At 52.4% G+C, this 14,539-nt stretch carries 9 protein-coding genes; 8 read left to right on the plus strand and 1 reads right to left on the minus strand.

Annotated features, from left to right (window positions below):
* Window positions 1-201: 201 nt before the first annotated feature.
* Window positions 202-1,674: a DHA2 family efflux MFS transporter permease subunit gene (locus BM412_RS02355; RefSeq protein WP_091213444.1), complete on the plus strand. Its 1,473-nt coding sequence runs from the start codon at window positions 202-204 to the stop codon at window positions 1,672-1,674.
* 85 nt (window positions 1,675-1,759) lie between these two features.
* Here BM412_RS02355 and glsA read toward each other — a convergent pair whose 3' ends face one another.
* Window positions 1,760-2,698, minus strand: a complete 939-nt coding sequence (gene glsA / locus BM412_RS02360) for a glutaminase A (protein WP_091213446.1) — start codon at window positions 2,696-2,698, stop codon at window positions 1,760-1,762.
* 158 nt (window positions 2,699-2,856) lie between these two features.
* Between glsA and BM412_RS02365 the strand changes: the two genes are divergently transcribed.
* From BM412_RS02365 to BM412_RS02400, 7 genes are all read left to right on the plus strand, one after another.
* On the plus strand, window positions 2,857-3,531 hold the full coding sequence (locus BM412_RS02365) for a tetratricopeptide repeat protein (protein WP_091213448.1): 675 nt from the start codon (window positions 2,857-2,859) through the stop codon (window positions 3,529-3,531).
* Between the two features lie 170 nt (window positions 3,532-3,701).
* Window positions 3,702-5,450, plus strand: a complete 1,749-nt coding sequence (locus BM412_RS02370; RefSeq protein ID WP_091213451.1) for a sensor histidine kinase — start codon at window positions 3,702-3,704, stop codon at window positions 5,448-5,450.
* 164 nt (window positions 5,451-5,614) lie between these two features.
* A complete protein-coding gene (locus BM412_RS02375) occupies window positions 5,615-7,210 on the plus strand; it encodes an SWIM zinc finger family protein (RefSeq protein WP_091213453.1) in 1,596 nt (531 codons plus the stop codon).
* Window positions 7,207-10,140 (plus strand): DEAD/DEAH box helicase, encoded by a 2,934-nt coding sequence (locus BM412_RS02380; RefSeq protein ID WP_091213456.1) that lies wholly within the window; start codon window positions 7,207-7,209, stop codon window positions 10,138-10,140. The genes BM412_RS02375 and BM412_RS02380 overlap by 4 nt, the downstream gene beginning before the upstream one ends.
* 203 nt (window positions 10,141-10,343) lie before the next feature.
* Window positions 10,344-10,838, plus strand: coding sequence for a hypothetical protein (locus BM412_RS02385; protein ID WP_091213459.1), 495 nt, complete (start codon window positions 10,344-10,346; stop codon window positions 10,836-10,838).
* Between the two features lie 1,051 nt (window positions 10,839-11,889).
* Window positions 11,890-12,867 carry an aldo/keto reductase gene (locus tag BM412_RS02395; protein WP_091213464.1) on the plus strand — a complete coding sequence of 326 codons (978 nt, stop codon included), beginning with the start codon at window positions 11,890-11,892 and terminating at the stop codon, window positions 12,865-12,867.
* Between the two features lie 253 nt (window positions 12,868-13,120).
* A complete protein-coding gene (locus BM412_RS02400) occupies window positions 13,121-14,482 on the plus strand; it encodes an ABC transporter substrate-binding protein (protein ID WP_091213467.1) in 1,362 nt (453 codons plus the stop codon).
* Window positions 14,483-14,539: the final 57 nt, after the last annotated feature.

Raw genomic sequence — 14,539 nt, forward strand, 5'->3', positions numbered from 1 at the left:
AAAGTTCACATTGTCTTACATTGACAATGCGCGTAGCGTTAGGTAAGCTGTATTTAAAGCGGACAATTGTCCATTTATAAAAAACCGAGATGTTCCGATGCAGGTTCAATGCCTTTATTGTACTCCTCTCCATGGGAAGGGTCAATGCAAGTGCAAGGATCAGAAGGGGCATAGGGCGGGTAAAGGGAGCTGGAGAGTACGATGTCTGCACAAGCAACATCTGCTGCAAGGAGCGAAGAGCCGTTTTCCATTCGGAAAATATTAGGACCGCTGGCAGCAATTATTATCGGTATTTTCATGGTCGTGCTGGACGGAACAGCCGTTAACGTGGCGCTTCCGGGTTTGCTTCAAGAGTTTAACACGACGTACCAGGTTGTATCCTGGACAGTTACAGGGTATGCACTGGCACAAGCAGCGGTAATACCGCTTGCCGGTTGGTTGTCTGACCGTTTCGGAGCGAAGCAGGTATTTCTCGTTTCCGTCTTTCTGTTTACGGTAGGATCACTGCTTTGCGCATTGGCAACATCCGTTGAAACCTTGATTATTTTCCGTATCGTTCAAGGCGTCGGCGGAGGTATGGTGCTTCCGGTCGCGATGGCTTTCATTTATCGCCTTAGCCCTCCGGAGAAGGTTGGCGCGGTAATGGGCATGATGGGGATTCCGATCCTTCTTGCTCCGGCGCTTGGACCTGTACTTGCAGGTTACCTGGTTGACTATGTCAGCTGGAAATGGTTGTTCCTGATCAACATTCCAATCGGTGCATTTGGCGTCTACCTGGGTATTCGCTCCTTGCCGCGCATCGAGCGTCAAGCTGTAGCTGCACTGGATAAGCTTGGCTTCCTATTGGCGCCAATCGCATTCGCCGGTCTTTCGTACGGTGTTAGTGAAGGCGCAACAAGCTGGACGGCATCGAAGACGATTATCGGTATTGTTGTTGGGGCAGTAGCACTTATCTTGTTCGTGATCGTTGAACTTCGTCGTAAAGATCCGCTTCTTGAGCTTCGTGTCTTCCGTTCGATGGACTTCACGAAAGGGATTGTCGTGCAATGGATTTCCCAAATCGCCTTGTTTGGCACGATGTTCCTAGTTCCGTTATTCTTGCAGCAAGCGCAGCATTACACTGCATTCGATACAGGACTTATTATGCTTCCGCAAGCCATCGCCGCAGGTTTGTTCATGCCAATCGGCGGTATGCTCTACGATAAGATCGGCGCGAGACCGCTTGTATTCGTAGGCATGCTGATCGTAACGATCGCTGCTTATATTCTCTCTCATGTTGATGCGTCTTCAGGCAAAATGATGATTATGGGGCCGCTGGCCTTGCTCGGAGCAGGTATGGGGATGTCGATGATGCCGCTGAACACGCATCTGATGCAATCGGCGCCGCGTGATCTCGTCAGCCGCGTAACTTCCCTGACGAATGCAGCGCAGCAAGTCATGACCTCGTTCGCTGTAGCAGGCTTGGCAACGATTCTTGCGAAACGCATGGTGTTCTACGGGCCGACAGCGAAGAGTGAGCTTGAAGCTTATTCGCTCTCCTTCGGCGATACGTTCCTCATCTTGACGTTCATTGCAGTCTTCGGCGCTATCCTGGGCTTGATGCTTCGCAAACCGGCACCGATTGCCGGTGAAGAAGGCGGCAAACAACCTGAAATGATGATGCACGTTGGTTAAGTAACATCACATAGGCAACAAATAGAAAGAGGCTGAACCGGTGGGGAAACCCACCGCGTTCAGCCTCTTCTTTCATTCCATTGGATCAGAAAATTCGCCAATCAAGCGCCGTCGACATCGTCTCCAGCAAATGGACACCGGCCGTGCTGTTTCCTTTGGTGCCGAGCGCCGGTCCGATGACACCGATGCCATACCGGCCGGGAACTAAAGCGAGTATGCCGCCGGACACGCCGCTCTTCGCAGGGATGCCGACTTTAATCGCGAATTCGCCGGATGCGTTGTACATGCCGCACATGATCATGAATGTTTTGGCGATTTGAACATACCGTTTCGGCACGAGCTGTCGGCCGACCAGCGGGTCGAAGCCGTCGAATGCGAGCAGCAGCGCCATTCGTGCAAGCTGATTGCAGCTAACCTCGATGGAGCAATGCCGGAAGTAGACGCGGAGCACATCTTCGACGTCAATTTCTTCGCCAAGCACTTCGTTATCCTTGAGGAAATATGCGAGCGAACGATTCCGATGTGCGGTTGCGGATTCGGAACGGAAGACATCTTCGTTAACGGACAATGTCGCACCGCCTGCCGCTTCATTAAAGAAGGACAGAATGCGCTCTGTCTTCGCTGCCGGCGTATCGCCATGAATCAATGAACTGATGGCGATTGCCCCGGCATTAATAAGCGGATTAAACGGCTTGCCCGGTTCAACAAGCTCAAGCTTGAGCATCGAGTTGAAGTCGTCGCCGGTCGGCTCCATGCCAACCTTGGCAAACACGTCGTCCTCTCCGTTGTCCATCAGAGCCAGGAGAAGGGTGAACACCTTCGAAATACTCTGCATCGTAAAAGGAAAATCAGTCTCTCCGGCGCTAAAGGTCTCCGCGTCGGCACCCATAATCGTAATACCGAGCGCATCCGCAGGTGCCTTGGCAAGCTCCGGAATATAGGAAGCCACTTGTCCTTCGCTTGCATGCAGCCGACTTGCCTGTACCCATAGCGGCAGCGTTTCTCGCAATTGCTCCATCATCATAGTCGTCTCATCCTCTTCGCTGTCCTTTTCTACTTCATAGTGTACGGCTCCCCGGAGTTGCTCTGCAAGAGGAAAAAGAATTCCCACTATCTGAGAGCCACGCCAATCGTGTACAATGATGACAGCAATTATCCTTATTATAGGTAGCAGGAGGCATTATGGTTAAAATCCTACTTTTCGGCTTATTATGGTGGCTGACGGGCAGTCCGTTTCTTGCTGTTCTTGTCCTTCTGGCTCTGCTTTATGTACTGGACCGCAGATTTATCGGACTCACGCCGAGTTTCGTGAAGCCGCTGCGCAGATTCGGTACCATCAGACGACTGCGCCAGCAAATCCTCATGAATCCAAACGATATTCCGGCCAAACACGAGCTCGCGCGACTGCTGATCGAACGCAAGCGATATAAAGAAGCGAAGGAATGGCTCATGCCGCTGCAGGACGCTCTGGAGCATTCCGCGGAATTCTGGGATGATCTGGGCGCATGCCTCAGTCAGCTCGGCGAAACGGATGCGGCGGAAGCCGCAATCGGGAATGCACTTTCGATCAATCCGAGAGTCAAATACGGAACTCCTTATTTGCGGTTAGCCGGAATTTATGCCAAAACAAATCCAGAGAAGGCAATCGCGCATTTGCAATCCTTCCGCGCCATTCATTCTTCTTCCATCGAAGCCTACTATAAGCTTGCTATGCTTTATGCTCAGCTGGGTAGAGCGGAGGATGCGAAGCAAACGCTGGTGGAATGCGGGACACTGTACCGAGCATTGCCTCGTTATAAGAAACGCCAAGAGCGCAAATGGGCGCTTCTGGCCTTTTTCAAAAGACTTTCATCCTAGAAAAGAAGCGGTTTCGGCATTGCGTAATAGGTGCTGAGCCGCTTTTTTGCGTCAAAAACCTCCAAAATTAGTGCGTTACACCCATTAATGTTCAATTCTTTCATTGTCACTCTCTATGAAATCGTACATAATTGAGAGAAATATCGAAATTGATCGGAGAGTCTGTCGAAATGCGGCGTAATGCGTGGCTTCTTGCCATCTTGTTGATCGCGTTATTACTTGGCGTCAATAATACAATCTACTATTTTACAACCAAGGATTCACTGGAAGACAGCCTCGAGCATGAAATGGAATCGGTTGCAAAACAGATTGAAATCTCCATTGAGCTATCCCGTGGCGGCGCAGAGAAATACCAAGAGCAAATCGGACGCGAGCTTCGTGCTGTCTCGATTGCGACTCAATTCGCGCTTAGTCCGGATGTCGAGAAAGTATCCAACTCGCAGTTGGCAGAGCTGTCCAAGAAGCTTGATATGGTTGGCATTACGCTGCTCAAACGAACCAAAGACAATATCATCTTATATAAATCGTCCAGCCCGAAACAACTCGGCTATAAGACGAATACATGGAAACCTTGGTATCAGGCGTTTAACCAACTGTTCGACGAACACAAGGTTACGATTGACTGGGGCCAGCACTTGACGAATTTCTGGACGGGGCCGTTTGAGTTTGCCACGACGGATACGAGCTCCATTCAGAAATGGGGTTACTATTACGACGGAACAACCAACTATATGATCGATCCTTACATCAGCTATGACAGCAGGCAGCATGCTTATGATGATGCAACAGGTGTCGATAAACTGATCTCGCAAACGCTCAAAGAGAATAAATCGCTAAGCGAAATTACGATCATTAACCCGGAAACCTTTGGTGAGGGTGAAAGAACGACCATTACCGATAATGGCGAGGTTCTTCAGCATATGACGCAAAATCCGATCATTAATGGAACTTATAAGTATGAGGATCCCGATGATTTGGCAAACGTCAAGCTGGCGAATGAGAAGAACATCAAGGTCTATCAGAATGATGTCATCAACGGCAAGCATGTGATTAAGCTGTTTATACCGGTCGATATTACGAATAAAGTAGCCAGCATGCTGGATGAGAATGGCGAACCGTTAAACCGTTACGTCATCTCGCTTGTATCGGATTACGCGACCATTCAGCAAACATTGGACAAGCAATTTGTTAATATTGCGATTATTATCGGCGTTGTAACGGGAATTAGCTTGATCTTGGTTTACCTGTTCGTCACAGCTTATCGGAAGTCGCAGGACAAATTGGTTCGCAAAGCGCAAGAAACGTATTTGGATGAAATTAACGGACTGTTCCAGTCGATCCGCTCCCAGCGGCATGATTTTGCCAACCATGTACAGACCATTCATGCGCTTGCTGAGCTTGGCAAGACGGACGAATTGAAGTCTTACGCGGCAGAATTGACCGGCGAGATTCGGGAATTAAACGATATTATCGATATCGGCAATCCGGCGATCGCTGCGCTGATTCGTGCGAAAGGCTTGCAGGCTGAGGTGCTCAAGGTGGCATTCAAAGCGGATTTCAATGACATCAATAAGCTGGAGCTTGGGATGAAGTCACTGGATATGACAAGGCTGCTGGGCAATCTTATCGATAACGCGTTCGATGAGGTGCTCAATTATGCGGAGGATCAACGTTCGGTCCACATCGCGGCTTGTCAGAAGACCGGTTATTATGAGTTTGCTGTAAGCAATACCTGTCTGCGAGCAGCCGAGCTTGAGCATAAACCGTTATTCCAAGCGGGTTACACGTCCAAGAAGGGCAGCCATTCCGGACTTGGATTACACATCGTGAAGTCCATCGTGGAGAAGTACAAAGGTGGCATTAACCTAGCCATTCATGAACCGAATACGGTGACTTTTATCGTGAAAGTGCCTTATTAAGATCGGATGCTTTTGAATATTATACAAAGCCTCTTGCTCGGACTTGCCGGTCCGGACAAGGGGCTTTTATTATTATCTCTTCCGGTCTGTCCCGGTTCGAAGCGAAATCGTTTGCGAATGTGGTATAATGGTTGGAATGGTTATTGAGGAACGGGGGACGCATCGTGAGCACGTTTTTTCAACTGGATGAACAGCGGCTGCAGGCTTTGGAAACAGCTGTCGCAAGCAGCATCCCCCTTGAGGTGATGCAGCTTGGCTTTGATTATTACCGCCGGGAGAAGGTGCTTTCCGTTCAAGTGATGGAAGGTACCTCTGTATATGGAACCGTCAGGGATGCTGCAATTTTTGCCGTTACGCTCGACTGCGATGAGTTTGGCTTTAGCACATGTACATGTCCGGTAAAAGGGTATTGCAAGCATATGGCTGCTGTTTTCTATGCTTATTATGAATATGCGGGAAGAAGTGCGGATGAGGTGCACAACCGCTTGTTATACGGCCGCGATCCGATGTTTTCGGAAGGTCGGGCATCCGTTGGTACGGCGGCGGCAGTCGTTGCTGCGGCTAAGACCGGTCTCGAAGGAGATCCGCGTTTATGGCAGCAGGATATGGAAGCCAAGCACGGCGAAGTATGGCGGCAATGCAGACATTCTCTGCACCCGCTGCAGCCTGTGCTGCAGGCGATTAAGGCGGTATCGAAGAATTGGGACGAAGGGCTGAGAAGACTCCATTGGATGCACGGCATTATTTTTGTCGTAGAGCAATCCGAACGGGCTTATTCTCATACCGACAGCTACAGCCGCTACTATTATGAGATGGCTTTCGCGCGGATGACGGAGCCTTGGATTAATCATTACCATGAGCTCGCAGGGGAGTTAAAGCCGGATACCATGACAGAGCTTGAACGTGTCGGGGTCGAGCAATTGCTTGAGCTGTTTCACGAACGCGAAATGGATCGCGAGCAGCAGCTTCACAGATGGGAGGCGCTTTATTTCTCGATCTGGGGGCAGCTTGTGCATGATTCCGCTTGGACCGGCAAGGAGAAAGAATGGCTGGAGCATAAGCTTGCAGAGGAGAAAGGCGCTGGACATGCGAGCTTCTTCGCGCCGATGGCTCTCGCTTATCTGGCTTATGCGGAAGAAAACGACGATTATGCCATGGAGCTGCTTGCGAGAACGCAATTTAACCGGACGGCGCTGCTTGCTTGCGATTGTGCGCTGCAGCGGCTGGAGGAGCGGGATTGGGCGAAGCTGGAGAAGTGGATTCGGTATTTGTATGGCGGTTTATCGATTGAGCGCAAGTCCAAGGCGTTTGGACCGTTCTTGTCCATGTGTCGTTTAGCCGATCTTCAGCAGCCGGATAACCCGAGCTGGCAGCAGTATTTGGTGTCGTTCCTGCCGTATTCGTATTCGGCTTTGACCGAGCATTGGCTGGATCGCAAGCATTACGAGAAATGGGCGGATTTGCAGCTTCTATTCGGCATCGAGCCTGACGAGATGGATATTCAATTGGTTCGGGAGATCAGCAAAGCCTCGCCGCGCGTGCTGTACCCGTTGTATCATCAAGCCATTGACGGCGCGATTCGTTCGCGCAATCGGCAAGGCTATAAGCAAGCCGTTAAGCTGATGAAGAAGCTGGAGAAGCTGTATAAAGCGGAAGAGCACGGCGATAAATGGATCCGTTATGTGGATGGTATCGTACGAAAGCATGGGCGCCTGCGCGCGCTGCAGGAAGAGCTTTGGAGGGGTAAAATCATCACATGAGAGGGTACACAGGTACTGAAACGGTCGTCGTTGACGGATTTTGGAAAGAGGGCGAGGGCCTGGTGCTTGCAGCTGGGCATGTCGCTGGAATAACGCTTCGTCTGCGCCGCCTTCTCTTCGCTTGGCACGAGGCATCTTGGTTCGGTGCAGAGATCGAAGAACGTACGGACGAGCGGCTCAAACGTACGGAGCTGCCGTTGTCGCCGGCGATTGCGATGGATTATTTGTCCTCCCCGAAGCCGGTTAGGCTGCTGCAGGTGGAATGGACGGATAGGCTGCACATCCTGGCCAAGCTGGCACAGATGATGCGCGAGGCGCTGCTCCACGGCTGGTTCTCGCCGGATTGGTCGCGCTGGCGGGCCGAGGCGAGAGCTTGGCGCCTCGATGTGCCACGCGATGAGGAGAGCAAGCGCATGGAATGGAAGCAGCTTGCGGCACAGCTCGAGGAGCAGGGAGATATCGGTGCGCTGCAAGGGTGGTTGACCGGTATCGTGGAAGAGCTGATCGCTTCCGATGATTCCGTAGGCGCGGCTTGGCGAAACGCCGCATCGCAGGCCGGTGAAGGAGCGCTCATGATGAAAGCGGCCGATGAGGACGATTGGCTCGTCTCCATCGGCATGAAACAGGATAATGCGCCGTTCCGTACCGCTTTGCAGCTGCTTGAACCAAGTGACGGACATGGCTGGCGGCTGCGTCCGGCAGTTCGTGACCGCGAAGATGGCGGCCGCTGGATGACGCTTGCGCTTAATGAAGCGGGTGAGGCGCATGGCGAAGAGCGGTTTATGCTGCCGCCGGATGCTCCGGAAGCGTGGCGGGAGCACTTTGCCGAGCGCATGCGCAAGGAAGAGATGAAATGGGCTGCGGCGCTGCCAGAGTGGACGCGATCTGACGACGGGGCGGGTGGTGGCGATGCTGATGCCGGTCACATCCGGATTGAGCTGAACGATGCGCAGGCATACGCGTTTCTGGAGCAGGAGAGCGTGAAGCTGCTTGCCGCCGGTTGTTCCGTGCTGCTGCCATCTTGGTGGGAAGCGGCGCGTAACCGCCGGATGAAGCTGAAAGCCAAAGTGAAATCGTCGGTCGGCTCAGCCGAGCAGTCGATGTTCGGCCTTCAGCAAATCGTGGATTTTGACTGGAAGCTTGCCGTTGGCAACGTCGATATGACGGAAGCGGAATTTATGAAATTGGCTTCCGAGAACCGCAGGCTGATGCAAGTTGGCGGCGAATGGGTGCATCTGGATCCGGGCGATATGGAACGGCTCCGCAAGTGGTTGAAGAAGAATGGCGGTAAGCGCGGCTTAACGATGCGCGATGTGATGGAGATGCATCTGCGCGGCGGGGCTGAGCTTGAACCGGAGGATGAGCTTCAAGAAGCGCTGACGGCCGAAATCGAGCTGAATGAGCACTTGGCTACTTGGATCGGGCAGCTCAATGAGTCGGCGGACTTGCCGCTTGTTGATACGCCGGATGCTTTTCAAGGCGAGCTTCGCCATTATCAACTGCAAGGGGTATCATGGCTCGCGTTTCTGCGCAAGTTCGGACTTGGCGGCTGTTTAGCCGATGATATGGGTCTTGGCAAAACGATTCAGTTTACCGCGTATTTGCAGCATGTGCTGGAGCAAGGGAGCTTCGGGCCATCGCTGCTCATCTGCCCGACGTCGGTTATCGGCAACTGGGAGAAGGAGCTGGAGCGATTCGCCCCCGAGCTGCGCGTGATGGTTCATTATGGACCGAAACGTATGCGCGGCGAGGAATTCGCGGCGGAAGCGGCAGAGGTGGACCTTGTCATCACCTCATATACACTGGCTCCGATCGATGAGGAAGAGCTTGGCGCTGTTTCGTGGGATGTCCTTTGTCTCGACGAAGCGCAGAATATTAAGAACTATTATACGAAGCAATCGTCCGCGATACGCGGATTCTCCGCGCATCACCGGGTCGCATTGACGGGTACGCCGATGGAGAATCGGTTAACGGAGCTTTGGTCGCTGTATGATTTTACGAATCCGGGCTATCTGGGGACGTTGACGGAATTCCGTAAAGCGGTCGTGCTTCCGATTGAGAAGGAACGCGATGAGGCGCTTATTGCAGAGCTGCAGCGGTGGGTCAAACCCTTCATGCTGCGCCGGCTTAAGAAAGATCCTGCCATTGCGCTCGCGCTGCCGGAGAAGAACGAAATGCGCACGTATTTGTCGCTGACGGTGGAGCAAGGCGCGCTGTACGAGAATATTGTGTCTGAACTGATGAATCAGCTGGAGGCGGTCGGTGCGCTGCAGCGGCGGGGGATCATCCTCTCCGCGCTGACTCGCTTGAAGCAGGTTTGCGATCATCCGAGCTTATTATTGAAGGAAGATCGGGTGCTATTCCCTTCAGCATGGGATATCGAGCGCTCCAACAAGGTGCTTCGCGTGCTTGAGATGGTGGAGGAGATTGCGGCGGAAGGCGAGCGCTGTTTGATTTTCACGCAGTATGTGGAGATGGGCGCTACGCTCAAGCGGCTCATTGAAGAGCGGCTGGGCATTCCGACGCCGTATCTGTACGGGGCAGTGCCGAAGGCGGAGCGGGATCAGATGATCGAGCGCTTCCAGAACGAAGCGGAGCCCGGCTGCGCGTTCGTCCTGTCGCTGAAAGCCGGCGGCACCGGGCTTAACTTGACGGCGGCCAACCATGTTATTCATTTCGACAGATGGTGGAATCCCGCGGTCGAGAATCAAGCGACAGACCGCGCGTTCCGAATTGGTCAGAAACGAAATGTGCAGGTGCACAAATACGTGACACTGGGCACACTGGAAGAGCGGATCGACGACATGATTACGCGGAAGCAGATGCTTAACGATCAAGTCGTGAGCCAATCGGAGAACTGGATTACCGAGATGTCGACTGACGAACTGCGCGAGCTGTTTTCGCTTCGCAAGCATCGGCTCAAGGGGTAAGCGAAACGATAGTGAGTGAGCAACCGATGGAGCTAAGCGCAACAGTGAGCAACCATGAAGCATAGCGCGTTCGTGAGAGAGGTACAGAACAACCGATGGAGCTATGCGCAACAGTGAGCAACTATGAAGCAAAGCGCCGTCGTGAGTGAGGTATAAAGCAACCGATGGAGCTATGCGATAGTGAGTGAGGTGAAACGCTTTCGATGGAACAATGGACGGGTAATCAAGTGCATGAGGATGAAGCAGTGGTCAAGGATCTTGAATTAGCTTCGGCGGCAGATGCCGCGGCACGAGAGATTGGTGCCGAGTTGGATGCAGCTGCAGATACGGTGCGTGTGGGTGAAACCGAAGTGAAAGCAGCTGACGATACGGTGCATGTGGGTGAAACCGAGGTTGAGGTAGCTTATGATACGGTGCATGTGAGTGAATCCGAGGTGAAGGCAACTGACGATACGGTGTATGTGAGTGGAGTCGGTGCGGGCGGCGGGGCTATGAGGGCTGCTTCGACTGCGGTTGATATGTTGCAGCGATCAAGCCGCCTCCATTTAAGCGGCAAAATCACTGAAATTGCGGAGCAGTCGGCCGGCGACCAGGGCAAGCAGGAAAACGCGATCGGGCCAGCAGAGGCCGCGCCTCACTGGCGCGACTTTTACGGCGCTATCCGCGCCTCGGTTCAAGGGATGCGTGGCGGTGAGTAAGCTCACCGCTTACTATAGTTTCTGGGAAGGCGGCGAGGATGGTTATCGCCGTCTTTATTCGTTCTTCATACATATGAAGGGTACTGGTTACCTTACCTATGCATATTTTCTCCTGAATGGGCTCAAGAGAGGTATCGGTTACCTCTCTTGAGCCCATTTTTGTGGTTTTTGCCACAAGAGAGGTAGCTGCTACCTCTCTGAAAAGTCAAGTAGTTCGGATTCGTGCGCATGTGTTGCTCTGGGGGCAATACATATGCCAAAATCGCGAAATTCATGTGAATGTGTAGCTCTGGGAGCAATACATTCACCGTAATCACCGGATTCGAGCAAAAGTGTTGCCCTTGGAACCACTCCTGCGCCAGAATCAGGTCAAATCTCAACGAGAAGCTCACCTAGGGATCTACATTGGTTGAAATGTGGGGGGGAATGAGAGAAAGAAGCTCACCTGTGGATCTACATTAGTCGAAGCTCGGAGTAGCAGACACAATCGCCACAGTTACTAGATAGACAACTAGCTCATCCCGGGATCTACATTGACGGGAATGCGGAAGAACGGGAGAAAGTAGCTCATCCAGGGATCAACATTGGCGGGAATGTGGAGAAACGGGAGAAAGTAGCTCATCCAGGGATCTACATTGGCGGAAATGTGGGGGGAAATGGGAGAAAGAAGCTCACCTGGGGATCTACATTAGTCGAAGCTCGGAGTAGGAGACAACCGCCGCAGCAACTCGACAGACAACTAGCTCATCCAGGGATCTACATTGGCGGAAATGTGGGGGGAATGGGAGAAAGAAGCTCACCTGGGGATCTACATTGGTCGAAGCTCGGAGTAGGAGATAACCACCGCAGCAACTCTATAGACAGCTAGCTCATCCAGGGATAGCGTAGTTCTCTGCTAGCCCCACATGCGCTGCGATTGCCGGTAGGCGCGTAGGCGCTGTCCAAACTAAACAGCAACTTCATTTTTCTTTCCCCTTCAATTTCTTTATAATAGGAAAGGGACTTATTTCCTTATCTCATTCATACATGGAAGAGGAGCTGTGAAATCAAGATGAAGTATACCTATTTGGGACGTTCTGGTTTGAAGGTTAGCCGCTTGTGTTTGGGAACGATGAATTTCGGAGTCGATACGGACGAGCAGGAAGCGTTTCGGATTATGGATGCGGCGCTGGATGCGGGCATCAACTTCTTTGACACGGCGAACATTTACGGTTGGGGCGAGAACGCCGGCCGCACGGAGGAAATTATCGGCCGCTGGTTCGCGCAAGGCGGCGGACGCCGCGAGCGTACCGTGCTGGCTACGAAATTTTACGGCGACATGAGTAACAAGAACGATGGACCAAACCGCGATGGCGGCTTGTCTGCTTATAAGCTTCGCCGTCACCTGGAAGCATCGCTTCAGCGCTTGCAAACGGATCATATCGAGCTGTACCAAATGCATCACGTTGACCGCAACGTGAGCTGGGACGAGCTATGGCCTGCATTCCAAGCGGCACAAACACAGGGTCAAATCGGATATGTCGGTGCAAGCAACTTCGCCGGCTGGGATCTTGCCGTAGCCCAAGGCGAAGCGAAAGCTCGCGGAATACTCGGACTAGTGTCGGAGCAACATAAATATAACCTGCTTTGCCGCTTACCGGAGCTGGAAGTACTGCCGGCTGCCCAAGGACTCGGCATCGGCGTCATTCCATGGAGCCCGCTTGATGGCGGCCTGCTCGCTGGTAACGTTCGCCGCGGCGGCGCGGGCAAACGCAGCGGTGACCTCAAGCGCATCGAGCAGCATGCGGCTCAGCTTGAAGCATACGGCGCGCTTTGCGACGAGCTTGGCGAACGCGAGGATGTCGTTTCCCTGGCATGGCTGCTTGCAAATCCGGCCGTAACCGCACCAATCATCGGCGTACGGACAGCCGAGCAATTCGAGAGCTCCCTGCGTGCAGTTGAGCTTGAATTGGACGAGTCGACACTGAAACGGATCGACGAGATCTTCCCGGGACCCGGCGGAGAAGCACCACGCGCATACGCTTGGTAGTCTATAAATCAATCACTCGCTCCAATGTCATGGAACCTAACAGCAAGGATACTATTCTCTGATTGAACACGATACCCACAGGATGATTACCTCCTGTGGGTCGTTTATTATTATCCCTCTCTCATATCCCAGCCCAAAAGTATCCCGAACTCGTTGTATTTTCGACCTCCTACGTTCTCGCTGCTCCCTCTATAATTCAAAGTGTAAGGAAGAGCAGTACACAAATATACGATTAACATTTGGAGGTCTTGAAATGAAAAAAGGATTTACAGTCGCAGCCGTAACGCTGATGTCGGCATCCCTTGTACTTTCTGCATGCGGTTCCAAAGACGATAACAACACAACAAACACTTCAAATACGACGACGAACGAAGGCTCAACCAACGAAACGCCGGTGGCGAAAGACGTTACGCTTTCCCTGCGTCATACGCAAATTAAAGAAACAAGCAAAGTGCGTCTGAAAATTTTGCAAGATGTTGTTGCGAAAACCGAACAAGACAACGCAGGCCTCAAATTCAACCTTGAAGGCATCGACGAAGTCGTTAACCGCGATCAGAAGCTGAAAGCGGAAATGGCAGCAGGCAACCCGCCTGATATCTTCGAAGTATTCGGCGGCGCGGACTTGAACCTTTATGTAAAAGCAGGGCGCATGCTCGACCTGACGCCAATCATTGAAGAGCTTGGCATCAAAGACAAGTTCGCAAGCTTGGACGAGTTTACAATCGACGGTAAAGTGTACGGCCTTCCATTCGGCGGTTACAGCGAAGGCGTGTTCTATAACAAGAAGATGTTCACGGATTACGGCCTGGAAGTTCCGAAAACGTTCGCAGACCTGATTAAAGTAGCCGACGCTATTAAAGCAAAAGGCAAAACGCCGTTCGCGCTTGCGGCAAAAGACGGCTGGGTTAACGGCATGCTATGGAATACAGTCATGGAGCGCCACGTCGGCATCGACGCTTTCAGCAAATTGGTGACCGGCGAAGCAAAATGGACCGATGCTGATTTCGTAGCGGGATTCACTGATTACGCGACACTCGTAAACAACGATTACTTCACTAAAGGCGCGCTTGGTTTGCCGTACGCGGAGCAAGGCGCGCAATTCCTCAAAGGCGACGCAGCGATGGTCTTCACGGGAAGCTGGGATGCGAACCGCTTTACAGGCGACGAAGCAGGCGAATTGAAAGGCAACATCGGTTACTTCTCCTTCCCGTCCATCGACGGCGGTAAAGGCGATCAATCTTCGATCAATGCGTCCTACTCCAACGGTTTCGGCTTCTCGTCGAACCTGAACGACGACCAGAAAGAAGCCGTGAAGAAATTCATCGCGAACTTCTTTAACGAAGAAATCCAGAAACGTACGCTTCTTGAAGACAAAGTTCTTCCTTCCATGAAACTGTCCGATCTGTCCGGCGTAGATCCGCTGATCTCCGATGTTCTGAACGTAATGGGCGGCGCATCGACTTCTTGGAAAGCTTTTGACGCGATCGTTCAACCAAGCGTTGGCGCTGATGTAGGCGTAGGGCTGCAAGAGCTGATCGGCAAAGTGAAGAAGCCTGAAGAAGTAGCGGCGAAAATCCAAGCGTCCCAAGAGAAAGCGAACGCAGCACAAAAATAAGAGCAATCCCAACTTGGATGATGGATGGAGGGTGTCCTGCCGTAACAGGCACCCTCT

Origin of the sequence: Paenibacillus sp. BC26 (genome assembly GCF_900116125.1) — a bacterium.
Taxonomy (GTDB): domain Bacteria; phylum Bacillota; class Bacilli; order Paenibacillales; family Paenibacillaceae; genus Paenibacillus_Z; species Paenibacillus_Z lignilyticus.